This is a genomic window from Cesiribacter sp. SM1, assembly GCF_020178975.1.
Taxonomy (GTDB): domain Bacteria; phylum Bacteroidota; class Bacteroidia; order Cytophagales; family Cyclobacteriaceae; genus Cesiribacter.
On the sequence record NZ_JAHXBU010000099.1, the window covers coordinates 1 to 6,292 of the forward strand.

Genomic DNA, 6,292 nt, shown 5'->3' on the forward strand with positions numbered 1-6,292 from the left:
CTAACCACTTCAACCAGTCGCTGCTACTGAAGGTAAGCAAGGAGCTCACCGAAGAAGCACTGGATAAAGCAGTCAAAGCCATAGTAGCCCGTCATGATGCCCTTCGCTTCCGCTACAGCAGGGAAGCAGGCGTATGGCAGCAGGCATATGGAACAGGGGAAGGGGCACTGATCAGAGAAGATCTTACTACAGTTAAAGCAGAAGAACTTAGCAGCCGCATAGAGGCGTGCTGTGAAAAGTACCAGCAGAGCCTGGAACTGGAGCAGGGCGAGCTCTATAGAATGGTGCTGCTGAAAACACCTGAAGCAGAAGAAGCAAACAGGCTGTTCCTGGTGATCCACCACATAGCCGTAGACGGCGTAAGCTGGAGGATTTTGCTGGAAGACCTGGAGCAGAGCCTGCAAGCGATCAGCAGTGGTAAAGAACCAGTGCTGGGCGCAAAGAGCAGCTCCTACCGCCAATGGCAGGGAGCCCTGCAGGAGTATGCTAAAACCAAAGCTATTCGTCAACAGGACTACTGGAAAAAGGTAGCCAGAGCAGAATTCACACTTCCTGTAGACAAGGAAGAGGCAGGAACCTCTCTTGTGGGGGATCAGCAGACTGTTAAGGTATCCCTTGATGCGCAGCAGACACAGGCCCTGCTCACGGAGGTGAATAAGGCATACAACACCCGCATCAATGACACCTTACTGGCAGCCCTGGCAAAAACCCTGGGCAGCTGGAGCAGCCAGCAGCAGGTGGTCATCGGGCTGGAGGGGCATGGCAGGGAGGATCTTTCTTCACAGCTGGACATCAGCCGTACCATCGGCTGGTTCACCAATCTGTACCCGGTGCTGCTCTCGCTCAAAGAAGCAGAGGAGGCATCAGAGGTGATACAGACGGTGAAGGAACAGCTTCGGCAGGTGCCGGACAAGGGCCTTGGCTGGGGAGCCCTGCGCTACCTGCATCCGGATGAGGGGGTGCGGCAAAGCCTCTCCACCGAAAAACCATTCCAGCTTACCTTCAACTACCTGGGACAGCTGGATAACAGCTTAAGCAACAGTAAGTGGTTCCAGGAAGCAGCAGAGCCATCCGGCAGGCAGGTTGGTCCGCTCAATGAGGCAGGCAGCAAGCTGGAAGTGAACAGCAGCATTGCCAATGGCCAGCTAAGTATTAGCTGGCGCTATTCCCGTAAGCAGTATGAACAGGAAACCGTGGAGGCCCTTGCCGAACAGTTCCTCCATCAGTTGCGTGAACTAATCAGTCATTGTCAGCAAAAGCAAACGCCACAGCTTACGCCTTCTGATTTTGGGCTTACTGGAAAAGTAGGCTATAAAGAGCTGGAAACGTTTTTACAGGAGAGGCAGCAGGAGCAAATAAGCCGTGTTTACGGGCTAAGTCCACTGCAGGAAGGCTTGTTGTTCCACGGTGTTTATGATGGACATGCAGTTGCCTATGTAGAGCAGATGAGCTGCCGCTTCTCCGGTCTGCAGCTTGGGCAGTTCAAACAAAGCTGGCAAAACTTGCTGCGGAACCATAGCATTTTGCGCACCTCTTTCCATTACCAGGAGCTGAACATTCCTGTACAGTGTGTGCACGAAACGGTTGAGCTGCCATTTACAGTACTCGATTTCAGCCAACTATCCACAGAGGAGCAGGAAAAACAACTTGCTGCTTTTAGGGAAGCCGATAAGAAAAAAGGTTTTGATTTTACACAGGCACCACTGCTTCGTCTTAGCCTGATCAGGCTATCTGGGGAAGAGGTGTACCAGATGGTGTGGACGTATCATCACCTGCTGCTGGATGGCTGGTCTTTACCAATTCTGCTGCAGGAGTTGTTAACTACCTACGAAGCCCTGCAGCAGGACATAGAACTGGCCATGCAGGATGTAGACCAGTATGAAGACTTTATCCGCTACCTGCAGAAAAAAGATGCGCTGCTTGCTGAACAATTCTGGAAGGGTTATCTGCTGGGTGTAGAAGAACCTACGCTGCTGCCATTCGTTGCTAACCGTCAGGATCGCAACAAGGGCGGCAATGAATACTGGAAGGAAAAGTGGGAGCTGGAGGATTTGCTGCAGGAGGAACTGCAGCGCTTTGGCCAGTCGCAGCACTTAACCGCCAACACCCTTGTGCAGGGCGTGTGGTCTTACCTGCTGTATCGCTATACCGGGCAGCAAAACCCGGTGTATGGCGTAACAGTGGCAGGGCGGCCAACAGATTTGCCTGCTGCAGAATCCAGAATAGGGCTTTACATCAACACACTTCCGCTGCATACTCCTGTAGAAGAGGGCCAGCTGGTGGTTGAATGGCTCAAAAATCTTCAGGATGGGCACAGCGGGGCAAGAGAGCATGCCTATACACCTTTATCAACCATACAAAACTGGCAGGGAATCAGGGGCGACATGTTCGATACCCTGCTGGTATTTGAAAATTACCCGATAGGCGATGTGTTCTCTAAAGACTGGGGGCTGAAGGTTGACAGCCTGGAGATGGAGGAGCAAACCAATTATCCACTGGCTATCACGGTGCAAACCGGCAGAAAGCTATCAGTTGAATGGGGTTTTAACCCAGGTCTGATAAGTCGAGAAACTGTTGCCCGGATAAAGTTACATTTTGCCCAGGTACTGGAGCAGATCATCCGTCAGCCTGAACTTAAACTATCGGAGCTGGAGCTGTTAAGCCTGGAGGAGCGGGTGCTGCTGCTGGAAAAATACAACAGCACTGCCGTGAACTACCCAGCCGGGGAAACACTTGTGGATCTGTTTGAGGAGCAGGCTAATCTTACGCCAGATGCTGTTGCATTGATTTATAATGATCAACAGCTCACCTATCAGCAGTTAAATCAAAAATCCGGCCAGCTTGCCCGCTATCTCCGTGCAAAAGGGGTGCGGGAAGAAACCCTTGTACCCATCTGTGTAGACAGATCGATAGAGATGATGATCGGGCTGCTTGGTATTATGAAAGCCGGTGGTGCTTATGTGCCTATTGATCCAACGTATCCATCGGAGCGTGTGGCCTGGATGCTGGAAGATACCGCTGCCAGGATTTGTGTTTGTGGCAGTAAACAGGCAGCGCTGGTATCGGTGAAAGCAGAGATGGAGTTAGTACTGCTGGATAAGGATTGGGATACAGTTGCCGAAGCGCCTGCTGAGAAGCTGCCGGTGATCCTTCAGCCCACGAACCTGGCGTACGTTATCTATACCTCAGGATCTACAGGCAAGCCTAAAGGAGTGCTGGTAGAGCACAAGGGAGTAGTAAACCTGGTACACCATCAGCGAGACTATTACCACATAAAGAGAAGCGACAGGATACTGCAGATCTCTAATTACACTTTTGATGCTTCTGTGGAGCAGATGTTCCTGGCACTTAGCAATGGGGCAAGCCTTGTGCTGGTGCCCAGGGAGGTGCTGCTTGATCCGGCTGCGCTCACGGACCTGCTTATTGCGCAGCAGGTAACCCACCTGCATGCCACTCCAAGCCTGCTGCAGCAGATCAGGCCCGGGAATTATGAATATCTGAAAAACGTAATTGCCGGTGGTGAGCCATGTCCTGCATCACTGGCCACCGCCTGGCATCAGTGGGCAAACTTCTACAATGAATATGGGCCTACGGAAACCACCGTTACTGCCACAGAGATCAGGTATGCGCCTGATCAGTTCATGGACCATACCCTTATTCCGATAGGCAAACCGCTTGCCAATACGAAAGCCTACGTACTTGACAGGGCCGGAAGGCTGGTGCCGCAGGGTGTGGCAGGAGAGCTCTGCATTGGTGGTGTTCAGGTAACAAGAGGCTACCTGAACAGGGAAGAACTGACAGCCCAAAAGTTTGTAAAAGATCCATTCAGCAGGGAAGCAGATGCCAGGATGTATAAAACCGGTGACCTGGTAAGGTGGCTGGAAGATGGAGAGCTGGAATTCCTGGGAAGAATGGACGACCAGGTTAAGATTCGTGGCTATAGGATTGAGCTGGGCGAGGTAGAAAATGTGCTGAACCAGTGTAGCGGCGTGAAGCAGGCCGTGGTGCTGGCCAGGGAAGATGCAGGAGGTCATAAGCGCCTGCTGGCTTACATACGGGCAGCCGGAAAATTCAACAGGGAGGCTATCAAAAAGGAGCTGTCAGCCATCCTGCCAGAGTACATGATCCCGTCCATATTGGTGGAGGTAGCAGAAATACCACTTACAGCAAACGGCAAGGTAGATAAAAAAGCCCTGCCCGATATCGGGGCTGAAGAGCAGCTAAGTTCTACCTACCTGGCACCACGCACTGAAACAGAAGAAAAACTTGCCCTGATATGGCAGGAGCTGCTGGGCGTGGAAAAGGTAGGGGTGGAGGATAACTTCTTTGAGCTGGGAGGGGATTCCATCATCACCATACAGCTGGTAAGCAGGGCCAGGAGAGCAGGCTTTACTTTCCAGCCACGCGATGTGTTCGAGCACCAGACCATAGCAGCCCTTGCTGGCGTAGTTGCCAGGGAATCAGCCATAGCGGCAGAGCAGGGAGTACTGGAGGGAGCAGCAGGTTTACTGCCCATTCAGCAGCATTTCTTTGCACTTGATCAGCAGGAGCCCCATCATTTCAACCAGTCTCTCCTGCTGGAAGTAAGCAAGGAGCTAACTGAAGAGGTACTGGATAAAGCTGTTAAAGCCATACTAGCCCGTCATGATGCACTGCGTTTCCGCTATACAAAACAGGAGGGTGCCTGGAGGCAGGCGTATGGAACACTTGCGGCAGCATTAGCCATTGAAGATCTGGAAAAGGTAGCAGCACATGCGCTTTCTGACAAGATAGAGGAGATCTGCAGCGTTTACCAGCAGCACCTGAACCTGGAAAAGGGAGAACTGGTACGGATTGTATTTCTAAAAACCCCTGAAACGGAAGCAGCCAACCGCTTGTTCCTGGTGATTCATCACCTGGCCGTAGATGGTGTTTCCTGGAGAATACTGCTGGAAGACCTGGAGCAGAGTCTGCAGGCGATTAAAGCCGGCAGGAAAGTAGCGCTGGGCCAGAAGAGCAGTTCTTACCGCCAGTGGCACGAGGCCCTGCAGGAGTATGCCAGGACCAGGGCCATTCGCCAGCAGGATTACTGGAAGAAAGTGGCCAAGGCGGAGTTTACACTTCCCGTAGACCGGGCGCTAAGCGAAGCCAGGCGGGCAGCAGATCAGCAGACCTATACCCTTATACTGGATGAAGCCCTCACGCAGTCGCTGTTAAGCGGTGCCCATGCAGCTTATCATACCCAGATCAACGACCTCCTGTTGGCAGCCCTGGCCCAGTCATTGGGTGAATGGAGCAAACAGCAGCAGCTAGTGATTGGGCTGGAAGGCCATGGTCGGGAAGATATTTCTTCAGCAATAGACCTTAGCCGTACCATCGGTTGGTTTACTAACCTGTACCCTGTCTTGCTTTCTCTGGAAGAAGGGTTGCCGGCCTCTGCCGTGATCCAGTCGGTAAAGGAGCAATTGCGCCAGGTGCCCGATAAAGGCATGGGCTGGGGTGCGCTCCGTTACCTGCATCCGGATGAAGAGGTAAGGGCAGGCCTTTCGCCGGCAAGTCCACTGCAGATCATATTTAACTACCTAGGGCAGCTGGACAATGCCCTGAACAGCAGCAGCTGGTTTGCCCCCGCCAGGGAACCTTCCGGTGATCAGCTAAGCCCTGCTACAAAAGCAGAGAGCAAACTGGAGGTTAATGGTAGCATCAGCAACAGACAGCTCCAGCTGGTGTGGCGATATTCTGCTAAAGAATACCAGCCAGAAACAATACAGGAGCTGGCAGCAAACTTCCGCAATAAATTAAGCGAGCTGCTAACCCACTGTCAGCAGAAAGCATACGCACAGTTTACCCCCTCCGACTGGGGACTAGGTAGAAAAGTAGGTTACCGGGAGCTGGAGGAGTTCCTGGCTACAACACAGCGGGGAAAAACGCTCCGGGAGCAGGTAAGCGGGGTGTACGCATTAAGTCCACTACAAAGCGGCCTGCTGTTCCACAGCCTCTACGATAAGAGTTCTGTAGCTTATATAGAGCAGCTTAACTGCAGGCTTATTGGCCTGGAAGTAGATACTTTTAAAGCAAGCTGGGAATACCTGCTAAAAAGGCACAGCATACTTAGGAGCTCCTTTCACCAGGAGTTGAGCATACCTGTACAGTGTGTGCATCATTCGGTGGTGCTACCTTTCCAGCTGCTGGATTACAGAGGTAAATCAGCAGCCGAGCAGGCAGAGCAGTTATCTGCTTTTATAGAGGCAGATGCGAAGAAGGGCTTTGACTTCAGCCAGGCGCCCCTGCTTAGGCTGACCCTGATCAGGTT

At 52.4% G+C, this 6,292-nt stretch carries 1 protein-coding gene; it reads left to right on the plus strand.

Translation table 11 applies throughout. From position 1 onward, the window contains the following. On the plus strand, positions 1–6,292 hold a 6,292-nt coding region (locus KWJ01_RS27740; protein ID WP_225000412.1), incomplete at both ends, for a non-ribosomal peptide synthetase.